This is a genomic window from Devosia honganensis (assembly GCF_042648785.1).
GTDB classification, from domain to species: domain Bacteria; phylum Pseudomonadota; class Alphaproteobacteria; order Rhizobiales; family Devosiaceae; genus Devosia; species Devosia honganensis.
Genome location: NZ_JBHRYD010000001.1, coordinates 751777 through 769203 on the forward strand (window position 1 = coordinate 751777; position 17427 = coordinate 769203).

The 17427-nt window shown below is 65.5% G+C and carries 11 protein-coding genes and 2 tRNA genes; 8 read left to right on the forward strand and 5 right to left on the reverse strand.

The annotated features are described in order from the left end of the window. Positions 1 to 16 precede the first annotated feature (16 nt). On the forward strand, positions 17 to 2467 hold the full coding sequence (gene hrpB, locus ACFOOL_RS03600; protein WP_380094936.1) for an ATP-dependent helicase HrpB: 2451 nt from the start codon (positions 17 to 19) through the stop codon (positions 2465 to 2467). A gap of 24 nt (positions 2468 to 2491) precedes the next feature. On the opposite strand, the gene msrB is transcribed toward hrpB, so the two are convergent. Further along, positions 2492 to 2896 (reverse strand): peptide-methionine (R)-S-oxide reductase MsrB, encoded by a 405-nt coding sequence (gene msrB, locus ACFOOL_RS03605; protein ID WP_380094938.1) that lies wholly within the window; start codon positions 2894 to 2896, stop codon positions 2492 to 2494. Between the two features lie 198 nt (positions 2897 to 3094). Here msrB and ACFOOL_RS03610 point away from each other — a divergent pair. Then, positions 3095 to 3169, forward strand: a tRNA-Val gene (locus tag ACFOOL_RS03610). 25 nt (positions 3170 to 3194) lie between these two features. After that, positions 3195 to 3269 (forward strand) — tRNA-Val (locus tag ACFOOL_RS03615). Between the two features lie 70 nt (positions 3270 to 3339). Here ACFOOL_RS03615 and ACFOOL_RS03620 read toward each other — a convergent pair. The 3 genes from ACFOOL_RS03620 to cpdR all read right to left on the reverse strand — a co-directional run bounded on the left by ACFOOL_RS03620 (position 3340) and on the right by cpdR (position 7261). Further along, complete coding sequence (locus tag ACFOOL_RS03620; protein WP_380094940.1) at positions 3340 to 5409, reverse strand: TRAP transporter permease; 2070 nt, start codon at positions 5407 to 5409, stop codon at positions 3340 to 3342. Between the two features lie 89 nt (positions 5410 to 5498). Then, positions 5499 to 6509 carry a TAXI family TRAP transporter solute-binding subunit gene (locus ACFOOL_RS03625; RefSeq protein WP_380094941.1) on the reverse strand — a complete coding sequence of 337 codons (1011 nt, stop codon included), beginning with the start codon at positions 6507 to 6509 and terminating at the stop codon, positions 5499 to 5501. A 392-nt stretch (positions 6510 to 6901) separates the two neighbouring features. Then, positions 6902 to 7261 carry a cell cycle two-component system response regulator CpdR gene (cpdR, locus tag ACFOOL_RS03630; protein ID WP_380094942.1) on the reverse strand — a complete coding sequence of 120 codons (360 nt, stop codon included), beginning with the start codon at positions 7259 to 7261 and terminating at the stop codon, positions 6902 to 6904. 215 nt (positions 7262 to 7476) lie between these two features. Between cpdR and ACFOOL_RS03635 the strand changes: the two genes are divergently transcribed. Together ACFOOL_RS03635 and ACFOOL_RS03640 are read left to right on the forward strand one after the other, a co-directional pair. Next, entirely contained in the window at positions 7477 to 8370 is an 894-nt protein-coding gene (locus tag ACFOOL_RS03635) for an N-formylglutamate amidohydrolase (protein ID WP_380094944.1), read from the forward strand. 378 nt (positions 8371 to 8748) lie between these two features. Then, positions 8749 to 9549 (forward strand): inositol monophosphatase family protein, encoded by an 801-nt coding sequence (locus tag ACFOOL_RS03640; RefSeq protein ID WP_380094946.1) that lies wholly within the window; start codon positions 8749 to 8751, stop codon positions 9547 to 9549. Between the two features lie 6 nt (positions 9550 to 9555). On the opposite strand, the gene ACFOOL_RS03645 is transcribed toward ACFOOL_RS03640, so the two are convergent. Beyond that, entirely contained in the window at positions 9556 to 10530 is a 975-nt protein-coding gene (locus ACFOOL_RS03645; RefSeq protein WP_380094948.1) for an alpha/beta fold hydrolase, read from the reverse strand. Between the two features lie 407 nt (positions 10531 to 10937). On the opposite strand from ACFOOL_RS03645, the gene ACFOOL_RS03650 reads away from it, so the two are divergent. The 3 genes from ACFOOL_RS03650 to gltB all read left to right on the forward strand — a co-directional run bounded on the left by ACFOOL_RS03650 (position 10938) and on the right by gltB (position 17283). Then, positions 10938 to 11393, forward strand: a complete 456-nt coding sequence (locus ACFOOL_RS03650) for an Hsp20 family protein (protein WP_380094949.1) — start codon at positions 10938 to 10940, stop codon at positions 11391 to 11393. Positions 11394 to 11529: 136 nt separating this feature from the next. Then, on the forward strand, positions 11530 to 12003 hold the full coding sequence (gene dps, locus ACFOOL_RS03655) for a DNA starvation/stationary phase protection protein Dps (protein WP_380094950.1): 474 nt from the start codon (positions 11530 to 11532) through the stop codon (positions 12001 to 12003). A 567-nt stretch (positions 12004 to 12570) separates the two neighbouring features. Beyond that, positions 12571 to 17283, forward strand: a complete 4713-nt coding sequence (gltB, locus tag ACFOOL_RS03660) for a glutamate synthase large subunit (RefSeq protein ID WP_380094952.1) — start codon at positions 12571 to 12573, stop codon at positions 17281 to 17283. Positions 17284 to 17427 lie beyond the last annotated feature (144 nt).

The following is a 17427-nucleotide window of genomic DNA, read 5'->3' on the forward strand; positions in this document are numbered from 1 at the left end:
GGTTATGCCCTGCTCCATGTCCCAGCCCTGGCCTGCCCTGCCCATCGATGCCGCGCTGCCGGCGCTGGCCGATGCATTGGCCGCCGGCACCGGCGCCGTGCTCGTCGCCCAGCCCGGCGCCGGCAAGACCACGCGCGTGCCCCTGGCGCTGCTCGACGCGCCCTGGCGGGGCGATGGCCGCATCGTCGTGCTCGAGCCGCGTCGCCTCGCCGCCCGCGCCGCGGCGCGTCAGATGGCCCGACTGCTGGGCGAGGAGGTCGGCCAGACAATCGGCTATCGCGTGCGCATGGAAAGCCGGGTTTCCGCCCGCACCCGCATCGAAGTGGTGACCGAGGGCGTCTATACGCGCATGCTGCTCGACGATCCCGAGCTGCACGGCATCGCCGCCGTGCTGTTCGACGAGTTTCACGAACGCAGCCTCGACGCCGATCTGGGGCTGGCGCTGACGCTCGACGCGCGCGCGCTGCGGCCCGATCTGCGCATTCTCGTCATGTCGGCCACGATCGACGGCGCCCGCGCCGGCACCCTGCTCGGGGGCGCGCCGGTCATCGACAGCCCGGGGCGCAGCTTCCCGGTGGAAACGTTTTATCGCGAACCCGATCCCCTGGCCCGCCTCGAGGACCAGGTCGCCGCAGCGACGCTGCAGGCCCTCCGCCAGCATGATGGCTCGGCCCTGGTCTTCCTGCCCGGCCAGGGCGAAATCACCCGCACCGCCGAGCGCCTGGCCGCGAGCCTGCCGCCCGACACCGATCTCGCCCCGCTCTACGGGCAATTGACCCCGGCCGAGCAGGACGCGGCCATCCGGCCGGCGCCGCCCGGCCGCCGCAAGATCGTGCTGGCCACCGCCATCGCCGAAACCTCGCTCACCATCGAGGGCGTTCGCATCGTCATCGACAGCGGATTGCGCCGCATCCCGGTCTTCGAACCGGCGACGGGCCTTACCCGCCTCGCCACGAGCCGCGTTTCGCGCGCCGGCGCCGATCAGCGCCGCGGCCGCGCCGGACGCACCAGCCCGGGCGTCTGCATCCGACTCTGGCACGAAGGCCAGACCGCCGCGCTGGCGCCCTTCGACACGCCGGAAATCCTCGCCGCCGATCTCTCCGGGCTCGTGCTCGACCTGGCCGCCTGGGGCGTTTCCGATCCCCGGGCGCTGGCCTTTCCCGATCCCCCGCCCGCTCCTGCCTGGGCCGAGGCCAAGGCCCTGCTGACCCGGCTCGAGGCCATCGACGAAAGCGGAAGGTTGACCGAGGCGGGCAAGGCGCTTTCGCGCCTGCCGCTGCATCCGCGCCTCGCCCATATGGTGCTGGCCGGGGCGGCCGAGGGCGATGCGCAGACGGCGGCGGAACTGGCCATGCTCATCGGCGAGCGCGGCCTGGGCGGCACCGACATCGACCTGGCCCACCGGCTCGAGCGCTTCCGCGCCGACCGTTCGCAGCGTGCCGGGAGCGCGCGCGATCTCGCCAGGCGCTGGGCCGGTCTGGCGGGCGGCAAGCGCGGCGAGGCGCTGTCGCCCGGCCATCATCTCGCCCGCGCCTTCCCCGATCGCCTCGCCCAGCCTGCCGGACCGCGCGGCCGCTTCCGCCTCGCCAATGGCCGCCAGGCGCGGATCGAGGACGGCCATGCTCTGGCCGACGCGCCCTTTCTCGTCGTCGCCGACCTGACCGGCAGCGCCGCCACCGCCCATATCCGCTCCGCCGCCGCGCTCGAAGCGGCGGAGCTGGAAACGCTCTTCGGCCCGCATATCGCCAGCCGTACCAGTCTCGCTTTCGACGCTGCGACCGGCTCCATCCGTGCCCGCCGCCAACGCCGGCTCGACGCCCTGCGCCTGGCCGACGACACCGCCCCCGTCACCGATCTCGAAGAAGCCGCCACCCTGCTGGCCGAGGCCGCGCTCAAGCGCCCCGAGACGCTGCCCTGGAGCCGGGAGCAGAAAGCCCTGCGCGCCCGCGCCACCTGGCTGCACCGGACCCTCGGCGCCGATTGGCCCGATCTTTCCGACGCCGCACTCGCCGCCGATCCCGGCTGGCTGGCGCCGCATCTGTTCGGGGAGACCCGTCTGGCGGCCATTGGCGCAACGCATCTGGGCGCGGCGCTCGACACCATCCTGCCCTGGCCGCGGCGGCAGGAACTCGACCGCCTGCTGCCCAGCCATTTCCGCGCCCCATCGGGCAATAATCTGCCGATCGATTACGGCGCCGAGAACGGCCCGTCCCTCGAAATCCGCGTGCAGGAACTGTTCGGGCTCGACCGCCACCCCACCATCGCCGATGGCCGGGTGAAGCTGCTGCTGGTGCTGCTCTCGCCTGCCCACCGTCCCATCCAGACCACGCGCGACCTGCCCGGCTTCTGGCGCGGCTCCTGGAAGGATGTCGCCAAAGACCTCAAGGGCCGCTATCCGCGCCATCCCTGGCCGGACGACCCCCTCCGCGCCCCCGCCACCAGCCGGGCCAAGCCGCGGGGAAGCTGAGACGCATCAAGCCCTGGACGGGGATCAGGCCTTGGGCGTGAAGCTGAGCGCCACCCCGTTGATGCAATAGCGCAGACCCGTGGGCGGCGGACCATCGGGAAAGACATGGCCCAGATGGCTGCCGCAGGTCGCGCAGTGCACCTCGGTGCGGACCATGCCGAAGGAGCGGTCCGTCGAGGTTTCCACCGATCCGGGAATGGGATCGTTGAAGCTGGGCCAGCCGGTGCCGCTCTCGAATTTCAGCGTCGAGGCGAAAAGCGGCGTATCGCAGCCGGCGCAGGAAAAGCTTCCCTCCCGCGTCTCGTGCAGCAGCGCGCAGCTTCCCGGCGGTTCCGTGCCATGATCGCGCATGACGCGATATTGCTCCGGCGTCAGCCTCGAACGCCATTCCGCTTCGGTGCGGGTCACAGAAAAGGCATGGGCATCCATTGCATCGCTCCTTTGTCCACCGGTTTCCACCTGCATATAGGCGGAATCGCCCGCCGATCCCAGCGCCGGACCATCACATTGCGCCGATCCCCCGCATCTTGCCATCCACAGTCGCCCGATACCCACTTGACCGCCCCGACCCTTTTATGGTCTATCCGCGCCACCGGACCGGCGATACGCCTTCCGTCCCGGAGAGATGGGCGTGTAGCTCAGCGGGAGAGCACTACGTTGACATCGTAGGGGTCACAAGTTCGATCCTTGTCACGCCCACCATCTCTCTTCCCTGCCCTTGCGCAGCGGGTGCGTAGCTCAGCGGGAGAGCACTGCCTTCACACGGCAGGGGTCACAGGTTCAATCCCTGTCGCACCCACCATTTATTTCAATGACTTAGCAGAATATTGGTGGTTCAGTTGTGCTCCATAGCCACAGCCGAGCAGCAATGCTCAGGCCGGCCCCATCTGCGCAGCGGCTGCATTCCGGCTCGCTAGTACTTGCCGCAATGTGACCCCGCCAAGAAGTGCCGCGCCGATCAGCGTGGAGATCAGTTCTGGCGCGATCATCAGAAAAGCAGCGAGGGTGAGCAACACCCGCTCTATGGCCATCAGGGGTCCTCTCAACCAGTTGGTGATCGCGGCGGAAAGGGAGAGAATTCCCAGGACCGCCCCGGTGAAGGCCAAGAGAAAGGCGCTAAGGGTGAAGTCGTCCGTCACCAACAAAAGCGAGGGCGAGAAGACGAACATGAACGGCACCAGGGCCTTGCCCATGGAGAGGCGGAAGGCGGTGTTGCCCGCCTTGAACGCATTCGCCCCGGCAATGCCCGAGGCGGCATAAGCCGCCAGGGCCACCGGCGGCGTCACATCTGCCAGCACGCCGTAGTAGAAGACGAAGAAATGCGCCACCAGCGGCTCGACATTCATCATGGCCAGAACCGGCGCGGCCACCGCGACCATGATGATGTAATTGGCGGTCGTGGGGATGCCGCACCCCATGAGGATGCAGACCACGCCGGTCATGATCAGGGTGAACAGCAGAGCCAATGTCTGCATGCTGAACACTTCGAACGGCAGGAAGGACAGGAAGCCGTGCACCGAGCCCGCCCATTCCTGGGCCACGCCGGTCACCATGAAGGCGATCTTGAAGCCGACGCCGGTCAGCGTCACCACGCCGATCACCACCCCCACCAACGCGGCGGCAGCGGTCACCGAAAGCGAGCTCTTCGCGCCGGCAACGAAGCCGTCATAGATGCCCGCAGCCCATTGCTTGGCGCCCTCGACCAGCCCGGAGGCCATTACCCGCTGGATCGCATAAACAACGATGCAGGCGACGATGGCCCAGAAGGCGGAGAGGAATGGCGTGCGCCCGGACATCAGCATCCAGACCAGCAATATCAACGGCAGGCAGGCGAGCCAGCCTTCACGAAGCACCTTGAAGGCCTTGGGCAGTTCTTCCTTCCGCAGTCCCCTGATGCCCAGGCGCTTGGATTCCAGATGCACCTGCACCAGGACGCCGAAGAAATGCATGAAGGCCGGCACGATGGCCGCGATGAGGATCGTGCGCAGCGGGATGCCCAGATATTCCACCATCAGGAAGGCGACGGCGCCCATCACCGGCGGGGTGATCTGCCCCCCGGTCGAGGACGCGGCCTCCACGGCAGCGGCAAAATGGCGCTTGAAGCCGATCTTGATCATAGCGGGGATGGTCAGGGCGCCGGTGGTCACGGTATTGGCGATCGAGGAACCCGAAATCGACCCCAGCAGCGCCGAGGAAATGACCGAGACCTTGGCCGGGCCGCCTGAGAAGCGCCCGGTGAGCGCGGTGGCCAGGTCGATGAACAATTGCCCCAGCCCGATTTTCTGCGCCATCACGCCAAACAGCACGAAATGGAACACATAGGTGGCGATCACGCCTAGCGCCGTGCCGTAAATGCCCTGGGAGGACAAATAGAGGTGATTGACGATCCCGGCCCAGTCGGCGCCGGGGTGGATGAATATGCCCGGCATGGACTGTCCGAAATAGGCATAGCCGATGAACAGCAGCGCGATCACCGGAAGAGGCCAGCCCATGGAGCGGCGCACCGCCTCCAGAAGCGCCACCAGCAGCACCGTGCCCATGATGATGTCGAGCTGGTTCGGATTGCCGATGCGGAACTGCAACTGGTCGTAGACATAGGGCACATAAAAGGCGCTGACGGCCGCCGCCAGGGCGAAAATCCAGTCCGTGACCGGTACGCCGAGAATGACGAAGCCCGTGGTCTTGTTCCGGCCCGAATTGAAGGCGGCGAAGCTGAGATAAACCAGAAAAAGCGAGACGCCCATATGCACCCCGCGATGCAAGGTAGCGCGCGGAATGCCGAACCCGGCTGTATAGAAGTGGTAGCTCGAGAGCAGGAACATGATGACGCCGGCCAGGATCGCCACCGGCCGCAGCGTGGTGCGGAACCGCGCCTCGGGATCATATTGCTCTTCGAGCCGCTTGAGTTCCTCTTCGGACAGATGCCGGGTTTCCTCGCTCATATGGCTTCCCTCTTCGGATATTTCCCGTCAATTCAAAAAGGGGACGCAGACCTCCCGTCCGCGTCCCCCTTGGGTCGAGTCCCGAGACCTTACTGCAATACGCCGGCTTCCCTGTAGAACTTCTCGGCGCCGGGGTGGAACGGAATGCCCGCACCCTGAACGGCATTTTCCAGCGTGATATAGCGGCCCTTGGCATGGCCGGCGCCCAGCAGCGCCTGCGTGGTGCTGTTGAACATGGACTGGGTGATGCCATAGATCAGATCGTCCGACAGATCGGCCGAAGTGACGAGCTGGGCGCCGACCGAAATGGTCGGTACGTCCGCTTCCTGCCCGTTATAGGTGCCGGCAGGGAAGTTGTCGGTGGCAAAGAAGCTGTAGTCCGCGCGCATCGCGTCGATCTCCGGACCGGTGATCGGCACCAGGATCACGTCATGCTGGCTGGCCAGTTCGGCAATGGCACCGGCCGGATAGCCGCCCACGAAGAAGAAGGCATCCATCGCGCCGTCACGCATGCGGTCGGCGGCCTGGTCGGGCTTGAGATATTCCGCCGTGATATCGTCCTCGCTCATCCCGAAGGCCTCGAGGATGATCTTCGCATCGACCAGCGTGCCGGAGCCGGGCTCATCGAGCGAAACCCTCTTGCCCTTGAGATCGGCGACCGAGGCGATCCCGGCATCCTTGCGGGCGACCAGATGGATCGACTCGGGGTAGAGATTGGCGATCAGCCGCAGCTTTTCCACCGCCGGCTCCCCTTCCCACAGTCCGGTTCCGGTTTGCGCCCAATAGGCGACGTCGGATTGGCTGAAGCCCGATTCCAGGGTTCCGCCATTGATCGAGTTGACATTGCCCACGGAGCCGTTGGACGCAACGGCGGTGGCGATCAACCCGGGCACGCCGCAGGAGCCGCCCTCGTCGCAGGCGCGGGAACCAGGGGGGCTGGAGATCGCATTGGCGATCAGCCCGCCGATCGGATAGTAGGTTCCCGCCGTCCCGCCAGTACCAATGCGGAAGAACTGCATATCCTGCGCGACGGCTCCCGTAGCCATCATGCCGACAGCGACTGCTACGCCCATCAGCGACTTCACGGAAAAGAGTTTCATTGTACCTCCGAGAATATTCTTGATTTTGTTCCCGCCCGGCTGGCGGAAAGGGAAGTCTAAGCGAGGGAGCGGAGGCGGGTCTACTCACAATTTTCGAAGATTCAGAAAAGGATAGGGAAAACGACATGTATCCCGGCCTTGGGAGGAAGCGTCTGCCGCCGGCCAGAAAGACGGATCGATTTCCTTCCCAGTCGGCATGGTTTCGCCCGCGATAGGCGTCTTGGATGGAATAACAGGCTTTGCTTGCCGCTCGGCGAGCTAGTCGCAGCCTTGCCGCGTCATAGGCGCGGTCGGCCCAGCAGCTTGTGGCTGGGACAGCGGATGCGAATGTCCCCGCGCCAGCGAGATCTCAGCACGCATCCTGACGGCTCCATCGGTCTTGCCGGCGCCCCTCAGGCCGCCAGCAGCCGTTCCACTTCCCCCACCAGATCCTTCAGATGGAAGGGCTTGGAGAGCACCGAGGCTTCCTTGGGGGCGTCGCTGTCGGGGTTGAGCGCCACGGCGGCAAAGCCGGTGATGAACATCACCTTGAGGTCGGGATCGAGCTCGGTGGCGCGGCGTGCCAGCTCGATGCCGTCCATTTCCGGCATCACGATATCGCTCAGCAGCAGCGAGAACGGCTCCTCGCGCAGCCGCTCATAGGCCGACAGCCCATTGTCGAAGGACACCACGTCATAGCCGGCATTCTTGAGGGCCCGCGTCAGGAACTGGCGCATGTCGTTGTCGTCTTCGGCGAGCAGAATTCGCTTCATCAAAAACTCCTTGGGCCGGTCCGGCAGGTGAGTCGCGTGAAGGGGATGTTTATGCCAGTTGGCAGCTTTCGCAACCGTTAGCGGCCCAAGCCCACACGGTTTTCCCCCTGCCGCGCATTTTCGTGACAAACTGGACAAGCCGCCCGCGCCGGGTGACACTTGAGAACGGCAAATCACTTGGCGGGCCGGGAGCCCGTCCGTTCAGGGGCTCAGGCGTGCGGTCCGACTATTGGGATCAACCGGCATTCGAAACCATCAGGCCACGACGGCTGCTGGCGCCGGTCGTGTTCAACTCGCCCCATTCCGGCCGGGTCTATCCGGCGCGCTTCCTGGAGATGGCGCGCCTCGACCACCTCTCGATCCGCCAGTCCGAAGACGCCTTCGTCGATGAACTGTTCGGGCGCGCGCCCCATCTGGGCGCGCCGCTGCTGCGGGCTCATTTCCCGCGCGCCTATCTCGACGTCAACCGCGAGCCCTGGGAACTCGATCCCACCATGTTCGTCGAGCCGCTTTCGGACCGCTTCAACACCGCCTCGCCCCGCGTCGCCGCAGGCCTGGGCACGCTGGCGCGGGTCGTCGCCGAAAACAAGCCCATCTATCGCGGCCGCCTGACCCTCGAGGATGCCCGCATGCGCATCGAAGGCATCTACCACCCCTATCATGCGGCCCTGCAGAAGCTGCTGAGCGAAGCCATCGCCGGTTTCGGTGTCGCCGTCCTCATCGATTGCCATTCCATGCCGCGCATCGGCCGGCACGGCGAGCGGGCTGCGCCCGACATCGTCCTGGGCGACCGCTACGGCACCACCTGCGCCGCGCCCCTGGCCGATCTCGTGGAAACGATCTTCGCCGCCGCGGGCCTGCGGGTGGCGCGCAACCGCCCCTATGCCGGCGGCTTCTGCACCCGCACCTATGGCCGGCCCCAGCATGGGGTTCACGCCCTGCAGATCGAAATCAGCCGTCATCTCTATATGAACGAGGTGACGCTGCAAAAGCATGAGGGGTTCGAGCACGTCAAATCGCTGCTCGATCGGCTGATCCAGACCCTGATCGGGCTTGACCTGGTGACCCTGGCGGGCAATGGCGCCCCGCAGCAAAAGGCGGCGGAATAGGAAGCAGCTGCCCCTAAAAAGGGGCCGTCCCCAAAGACGGCCCCAGTCAAGGGAGGAACGATGTTTGCCGGAGGCGGCGCCTGCGCCAGCGTTCCGGCGACCATCATGCCCTTTCTGGATGAACCTATTTGCCCCGTCCCACAAGTCGACTCTGCCTGTCCCCAGCAGATCGAAAGCGGCTTGTTGCAAAAATGAATCATGCCGGAAACGGCCTTCGAGCTGGAAAAACCCGGCTGTATCCTCCAAAAGCGCCATAGCGGCAAAGAGATGGAGCCCGCAGCGGTGCCCGGCCCGGCGCCTCCATCTTCAACTTTACGGGCGTTTGATATAACTGCCCAGCGCCCGCTTTCGTCCCGCCACCTCAGGAACCTCTCCGATATGTCTTTCGCCCCCGAGATCGATTTTGCCCGCATCGAGACGACCTTGCTGGCGGCGGCGGCGGCGGCGGCGGCCAGGACGCTGCCGCTTTTCCGCACCCCGATGGCCGTCGACAACAAGTTCGCCTCGGGCTTCGATCCGGTGACCGAGGCCGACAAGGGCGCGGAAACCGCCATCCGCGCCGTCATCGGGGAGGCCTTTCCCGATCACGCCATTATCGGGGAGGAATGGGGCACCAGCGGCGAGAGCCGCTATAGCTGGATCATCGATCCGGTCGATGGCACCCGCGCCTTCATCTCCGGCGCCCCGGTCTGGGGCACCCTGATCGGCTTTGCCGTCGACGGCGTGGCGGTGGCGGGGCTGATGAGCCAGCCCTTTATCGGCGAGGAGTTCCTCGCCTTGCCGGGGCGCTCGCTCTATCGGCGCGGCGAGGTGGCGCTGGTCAATCGCGCCAGCGGCCAGACCGAACTCGAGGCGGCCCGCGTCTTCACCACCACCCCGAACCTCTTCGACACCCCCGATCTGGCGGCCAAGTGGCAGGCGCTGGAGGCGGCGACGCGCCTGCAGCGCTTCGGCATGGATTGCTATGGCTACGCCCTGCTCGCCGCCGGGCAGGCCGATCTCGTCATCGAACCCTATCTCAACACCTATGACATCGCCGCCCTGGTGCCCATCATCCGCGAAGCTGGCGGGGCCATCGCCTGCTGGGACGGCTCCGAGCCAACAAAGGGCGGCAATGTCGTCGCCGCCGCCACTCCGCAATTGCTGGAAAAGGCGCTGGCCCTGATCGACGCCGCCTGAGGGGGCCTACCGGCTCTGCCGGGTGATGAAGGCGTCGAAGGCGGCAAGCACCTGGCCGCGTATGGCGTCGCTTTCCATGAACAGCTCATGGCGCGCGCCGGCGATCATCATATGCCGTCCATTGCGCAGCCGCAGCCCCAGCTCCTCGATCGCCGGGGTGGAGACGATCCGGTCGCGCGCCGCCGCCAGCATCAGCAGCGGAATGCCGATGCGGCCGGCAAAGCGGTCCTGCTGCGCCTCCAGCATGGCCCGCATCGCCGTGGCCAGCCAGCGGAAGGTGGGCGGGCCGATATAGAGCCCGTCATCGGCGGCGATGGTCTCGACCATCCGCAGATAGCGTCGCCTGTCGGAAGTCAGCGGATTGTCCGGATACATGGCGGCCTCGGGCCGCCGGTCGCCCCTGCGGGCCAGCGGCAGCCGGCCCAGCCCGGCAAAGCTCAGCGTCTCGGCCAGCGCCGCCATGCGCCCCAGGCTCGCATCCATGCCGTGAAGCCCCACCATGGGCGTCGACAGGAAAGCCCGGTCGAACATCATGCGGTCGCGCGTTGTCGCGTAAAGACTGGCCAGCCCGCCCATGGAATGGCCCACCAGATAGAAGGGCGGCGGACAATCCGGCAACAGGATCCCGGCATGAAAACACCGCAGGTCGGTCCAGTAGTCCTCGAACCGGTCCACATAGCCCAGCGTGCCGTTGCCGATCAGCCGGTCCGAACCGCCCTGCCCGCGCCAGTCGAAAGTGGCGACCGCGAAGCCGCGCTGGCGAAAATCCTCGATGGTCTCGAAATATTTCTCGATATATTCGGTGCGCCCCTGCACCAGGCATACCGTGCCGCGCTGCGGCCCGGCCGCCCGGGGCCAGAGCCCGTAGCGCAGCCGCACCTTGTCCGAGGTGACGAAATATCCCGCCCGCACCCCCTCGGGCACCGGATTGGCAGGGGTAACGGCCAGCCTTGGCCCATGGGGATCGATTTGGATGGTCACGACCGGTCTCGTCCTCGACTGCGCGCCAGACCATAATGGCAGAGGGTAAAAAAAGAGAAGCCGGCAACCCGAAGGTGGCTGGCTTCTCTTGTCCGAACGGCCCCATGCGGGGGGCGGTTAAGGGACCGCGCGGGGTTGCGGGCGACGTCTCGAATGGTCTGGGCGGCGCTCGCATGCCGGTTCTAGCCCCGCGCTCATGAACCGCAGCGGAGCGGTTCGTTCATCTGCCGTTCATCTGCCGTTCGTCCTCGGCAAACCCCTCTTGAACGACCCGAAACGCCACCTACATCAATGCTGTCCGCCGGAATTCCGGGGACCCGGCCCCGGCCGGACGCCATGCCCGCCGCTTTCGGGGGCTTTGTCCGGTCCGCTCGCCGAGAACGCACGTTGCTCAAGGAGAATGTGAAATGCAGACCATCGATTTTTCCCCCTTCTACCGCTCCACCGTCGGTTTCGACCGCCTGTTCAACCGCCTCGATACCCTTGTGGGGCAGGAGGCCAAGACCTACCCGCCCTATAATATCGAGCGCACCGGCGACGATGCCTATCGCATCTCCATCGCCGTAGCCGGCTTCTCCAATGGCGATATCGCCGTCGAGACCAAGGAGAACAGCCTGGTGGTCAAGGGCGCCAAGCCGGCCGAGAGCGGCGAGGTCAAGCGCGAGTTCCTCCATCGCGGCATTGCCGAGCGCGCCTTCGAGCTGCGCTTCCAGCTTGCCGACTATGTCGAGGTTCAGGGCGCCACCCTCGAAAACGGACTCCTTCATCTGGATCTGAAGCGCGAACTGCCCGAGGGCAAGAAGGCGCGGACCATTCCGGTCAATGGCAGCACCTCCGCCATCGAAGACAAGTCCGTCAACTAAGCCCCTTACCGGCACCTCCCGGTAACGCGAAGGGCGCAGCCTCCTTCGGAAGCTGCGCCCTTTCTCTTGCGCTCCGGGAACCGCCAAGTCTCCGGCCGGTTATACCGGCACCTCACAGCGTCAAAGGATATTTGTCATGAAGCTTCCCTCCATCGCCCTCAAGGCCAATGCCAAGTCCGCCGTCATCGACATCCTCAATGCCCGGCTCGCCGATGCCATCGACCTGGCCCTGATCACCAAACAGGCCCATTGGAACTTGCGCGGCCCCGGCTTCATCGCCGTTCATGAAATGCTCGATCCCATGCGCGTCGACCTCGACAACCATGTCGATATCATCGCCGAGCGCATCGCCCAGCTCGACGGCATTGCCCTGGGCACCAAGGAATCCGTAGCCAAGACGAGCACGCTTGCCGCCTATCCCACCGACATCCGCAAGATCGACGATCATCTGGCGGCCCTGGCCGAGCGCTACGCCGCGCTGGCCAATCAGGTCCGCGAGGACATCGATGCCACCGAAGAGGCCGGCGATGCCGACGCCGCCGATATTCTCACCGCCTTTTCGCGCGATCTGGACAAGAACTTCTGGTTCATCAAGTCCCACCTCGAATAGACGCCCAGCCCAGGGCGGCACCGGGGCGCGGCTTCGGCCGCGCCTTCGCACGTCCGCAGCAATCCTATTTTCTGATCGATGTTCATAGGAATTTGAGCCGATGCCGTTATAAAAATAGGATTAATGCCTACGGATTATCCATTTTGCATAAATATTCAGCAGATTAATCCATCTGCCCACTAAATTTTCCTACTTTTCCTATGCGTATTTCCTGCATCTCCTATATTTTTTTCTAAAACTCCAACTTTTCCGCTTGTCGCCAGCCATGACTCGTGCAAAATAGCCGCATTAGGGCAGCACTCCTGCCTTAATTACATGTGCCCGCGCTCTCCGCGCCGGGCGCATGCGCGGGTCCCGAGGCTCTTAAGGGCAGGCGGAGCCGCGGGGTCCCATGCGGGCCCGAAGCAAGGCGGCCATTTGGATGCAGAGCCGCTTCCCGGAATGGACAGAGGTGCCCTCCGAGCCGTACGATGTGCGACCCGAACCCCGACCTGTCCGCAGTTTTCGGCGGGATGCGCCCGCCGCTCGCGTCCACCGGCCTCGCGCCTCAGTTTAAGGGAATTCATCATGGTCATCAGCCCAGCGGGATCGAACCAAACCCCCACACGACACCGGGCCGCCGGCCCCATCAAGGGGCGGCCGGCGGCACAAGGACTTTACGATCCCAAACGCGAGCACGATGCCTGCGGCATCGGCATGATCGCCAATATCAGGAACAGACCCAGCCACGAAGTGGTGGAAAAGGGTCTCGAAATCCTCGAAAATCTCGAACATCGCGGCGCCGTGGGCGCCGACCCGCTGATGGGCGATGGCGCCGGCATATTGGTGCAGACCCCGCATGCCTTCTTCGCCCGGACGCTGCCTTTCGCCCTGCCCGACAGGCACCATTATGCCGTGGCGATGGTGTTCCATCCCAATGTCCCGGACCTGCGCGACCGCTGCGCCGCTCTCGTTCATGATTGCCTCGCCGCCGAAGGCCTGACAGTCCTCGGCGAGCGCGTCGTGCCTACCGACAATTCGAAGCTGTCCGCCGGCGTAATCGCCACCCAGCCCTTCATCGAGCAGATCTTCATCGCCCGCCCCCCCGACCTCACCCTCGATGAATTCGAGCGCCGGCTCTTCATCGCCCGCAAGGTCGTTTCCAACACCGTCTATGATAAGGTGCCTGAAAGCGCCGGGGATAACGGCTTTTACGTCGTCTCCATGTCGGCCCGCACCCTAGTCTATAAGGGCATGTTCCTCGCCGACCAGCTCGGCGCCTTCTATCCCGACCTGACCGAACCCGATTTCGAAAGCGCCATCGCCCTCGTGCATCAGCGCTTTTCCACCAACACCTTTCCTTCCTGGAAGCTGGCCCACCCCTATCGCATGACCACCCATAATGGTGAGATCAACACCATCAGGGGCAATGTGAACTGGATGGCGGCCCGCCAGGCCTCGGTGCATTCGCGCTATTTCGGCGAGGATATCGGAAAGCTCTGGCCGATTTCCTATGAGGGCCAGTCCGACACCGCCTGCTTCGACAATGCGCTCGAATTCCTCGTGCGCGGCGGCTATCCCCTGCCCCATGCGGCGATGATGCTCATTCCCGAAGCCTGGGCCGGCAATCCGCTGATGGATGAAAAGCGCCGCGCCTTCTATCAATACCATGCCTCGCTGATGGAACCCTGGGACGGCCCGGCGGCGATGAGCATGTCCGATGGCCGCTATGTGGTGGCGACGCTCGACCGCAACGGGCTGCGCCCCGCCCGCTATCTGGTGACCAGGGAAGGCCATGTGGTCCTGGCCTCGGAATCCGGCGTGCTCGACATCCCCGACGAGGACGTGGTCGAGCGCTGGCGCCTGCAGCCGGGCCGCATGCTGCTGATCGACCTGGAACAGGGCCGTATCATCTCCGATGACGAGATCAAGGCGACGCTGGCCACCGCCAATCCCTATGCCGACTGGCTGGCCCGCACCCAGATCGTGCTCGAGGACCTGCCGCCCGTGCCGCCCAAGGCGCCCGAGCCCAGCGCGGCCCTGCTCGACCGGCTTCAGGCCTTCGCCTATACGCAGGAGGACATCAGGCTGCTGATCGACCCCATGGCCACGACCGGCCAGGAAGCCGTGGGCTCGATGGGCACGGACACGCCGCTATCGGCGCTCTCGGACCGGCCCAAGCTGCTCTACACCTATTTCAAGCAGAATTTCGCCCAGGTCACCAATCCGCCCATCGACCCGATCCGCGAGGAATCGGTGATGAGCCTCGTCTCCTTCATCGGCCCGCGCCCGAACCTGTTCGACCTCGAGGGCCTGTCGACGCTCAAGCGCCTGGAAGTGCGCCAGCCCGTGCTCACCAATGAGGATCTGGAGAAGATCCGCGGCATCGGCGCAATCGGAACCAACCAGTTCAGGACGAAAACGCTCGACATCACCTATCCCAGGCAAAACGGCGCCGAGGGGATGGAAGCGGCGATCGAGGCGCTCTGCCAGGCCGCCGAGGAGGCGGTGCGCGGCGAATACAACATCATCATCCTCTCCGACCGGCTGGTCGCCGCCGACCGGCTCGACATCCCCACCCTCCTCGCCCTGGCGGCGGCGCATCATCACCTGATCCGCAAGGGGCTGCGCACCTCGACCGGCCTCGTGGTCGAAACCGGCGAGGCGCGGGAAATCCACCACTTCGCCATGCTGGCCGGCTATGGCGCCGAGGCGATCAATCCCTATCTCGCCTTCGAAGCCCTGCGCTCGCTCCACGCCGAGGGTCACTACCCCGAAGAGGTTTCCGCCGACGAGGTGGTGCAGCGCTATATCAAGAGCGTCGGCAAGGGCCTCCTCAAGGTCATGTCCAAGATGGGCATCTCGACCTATCAATCCTATTGCGGCGCGCAGATCTTCGACGCGGTGGGTCTCAACTCCGATTTCGTCGCCAGATATTTCTTCGGCACCGGCACCGCCATCGAAGGGGTGGGCCTGAGGGAAGTCGCCGAGGAAACGGTGCGGCGGCACGATCTGGCCTTCGGCGACGATGCCCTGTTGCGCAAGGCGCTCGATATCGGCGGCGAATACGCCTATCGCATCCGCGGCGAGAAGCATGCCTGGTCGCCCGACGTGGTCGCCGATCTGCAGCATGCCGTCCGCTCCCAGGCGGAAAATCCCGAAACCGCCCAGGCCCGCTATGACAGCTTCGCCGCCCGGGTGAACTCGGGCGAAAACGGCTATCGCGCCATTCGCCATCTGCTCGACATCAGACCGCTCGGACCGGCCATCGACATCGGCGCGGTGGAGCCGGCAGCCGCCATCGTCCGCCGCTTCGTCACCGGGGCCATGAGCTTCGGCTCCATCTCCCGCGAGGCCCATACCACCCTGGCCCAGGCGATGAACCGCATCGGCGGCAAGTCCAATACCGGCGAGGGCGGCGAGGAACCCGACCGCTACCGGCCCCTTCCCGAAGGCGTGCAAAATCCCTTGCGCAGCGCCATCAAGCAGGTCGCCTCCGGGCGCTTCGGCGTCACCGCCGAATATCTGGTCAATGCCGACCAGATCCAGATCAAGGTGGCCCAGGGCGCCAAGCCCGGCGAAGGCGGGCAATTGCCCGGCCATAAGGTCGACTGGATCGTCGCCAAGACCCGCCACTCCACCCCCGGCGTCGGCCTCATCTCGCCCCCGCCCCACCACGACATCTATTCCATCGAGGATCTGGCCCAGCTCATTTACGATCTCAAGAACGTCAATGAGGCCGCCGACATCTCGGTCAAGCTGGTGTCGGAAATGGGCGTGGGCACGGTGGCGGCGGGTGTCGCCAAGGCCCGCGCCGACCACATCACCATTTCCGGCTATGACGGAGGCACCGGCGCCTCGCCCCTGACCTCGCTGAAACATGCCGGCGGCCCCTGGGAGATCGGCCTTGCCGAAACCCACCAGACGCTGGTGCTCAACCGCCTGCGCGCCAGGGTCCGCCTCCAGGTCGATGGCGGCCTCAAGACCGGCCGCGACGTCCTGGTCGGAGCGCTGCTGGGCGCCGACGAATTCGGCTTTTCCACCGCCCCGCTGATCGCCGCCGGCTGCATCATGATGCGCAAATGCCATCTCAACACCTGCCCGGTCGGCGTCGCCACCCAGGACCCGGTGTTGCGCAAGCGCTTCAAGGGCACGCCCGAACACGTCATCAATTATTTCTTCTACGTCGCCGAGGAATTGCGCGGGCTGATGGCCGGGCTGGGAGCCCATAGGCTGGACCAGCTGATCGGGCGCGCCGACCTGCTCGGCCAGCGCCGCGCCGACGATCACTGGAAGAGCCGGGGCATCGACCTCACCCGCCTCCTGCATAAGCCCGAGCCCGTTGGCGACGATCCCATCCACCACGCCGAACGCCAGGACCATCACCTCGAGGCGGTGCTCGACCGCAGGCTGGTGGAGCTGGCCCGGCCGGCGCTCGAGGGCGGCGATCCCGTGCGGATCGAGCTGCCCATCCGCAGCCGCGACCGCTCCGCCGGCGCCATGCTGTCCGGCGCGGTGGCCCGGCGCCACGGCCATGCAGGATTGCCCGACGACACCATCGCCATCACCCTGCGCGGCACCGCCGGCCAGTCCTTCGGCGCCTTCCTCGCCCGGGGCATTTCCATCGACCTGGTTGGTGACGCCAACGATTATGTCGGCAAGGGCCTCTCGGGCGGCCGCCTCGTCGTGCGCCCCGCCGACGGGGCCGGGTTCGCGCCGGAAAACTCCATCATCGCGGGCAATACCGTGCTGTACGGCGCCATTGCCGGCGAGGCCTATTTCCGCGGCATTGCCGGGGAACGCTTCGCGGTGCGCAATTCCGGCGCCATCGCGGTGGTGGAGGGCACGGGCGATCACGGCTGCGAATATATGACCGGCGGTCTCGTCGTCGTCATCGGGCCCACCGGCCGCAACTTCGCCGCCGGCATGTCGGGGGGCATCGCCTATGTCCTGGACGAGGACGGCAGCTTCCGCTCCCGCTGCAATCTGGCCATGGTCGATCTCGAACCGGTCGAGGAGGAAGAGGACCTGATGCGCCGGCTTCATCATCACGGCGGCGATCTCGAATGGCACGGCCGCGTCGATATTTCCGGCGACATGACCCGGCACGACGACGAGCGCCTGCACCAGCTCATCTCCAATCATCTGCATTATACCGGCTCGGCCAAGGCCCGGCACATTCTCGAGAACTGGGCCGGGATGCGGCCCCGCTTCGTCAAGGTCATGCCGGTCGAATATCGCCGCGCCATCCTCGAGATGGAGAAGAAGCGCGCCTCGGACCTGCAGGCGGCGGCGGAATAGCACCGGCATCAGACCGAACCACCGAGTCATTCCCGCGAAAGCGGGAACCTCCGTTGCAGGCCCCGCAATGTGAAACAGAGGTCCCCGCTTTCGCGGGGATGACCCGGAGAAAAGTTGAGCAAAGCGCTGCGGCGCTGCAAGCAG